Genomic DNA, 236 nt, shown 5'->3' on the forward strand with positions numbered 1-236 from the left:
CGTGTACAACCTCTCCAACATTGATCGCTGGTGCCTGGTGCAGATTGAAGAGCTGGTGCGTCTGGAAGAGCAGGTTGAACGCGAAGGTGTGAACACGCTGAACGCGGAGTTCCTGCGCGCGCTGAAGCGTAAAGGCTGTGCTGATGTCCGTCTGGCCGCGCTGGCGGGCGTATCTGAAGGCGAAATACGTAAGCTGCGTCAGCAATTTAACCTGCATACAGTCTACAAACGCGTCG

General features: G+C 56.4%; 1 protein-coding gene. It reads left to right on the top strand.

Going from position 1 to position 236, the window contains the following annotated elements:
* The coding region (locus KVT28_RS26840; RefSeq protein WP_217551361.1) for a hypothetical protein at positions 1 to 236 on the top strand (236 nt) is incomplete at both ends.

It is taken from the genome of Pantoea sp. GbtcB22 (assembly GCF_019091025.1).
GTDB classification, from domain to species: Bacteria; Pseudomonadota; Gammaproteobacteria; order Enterobacterales; family Enterobacteriaceae; genus Pantoea; species Pantoea leporis.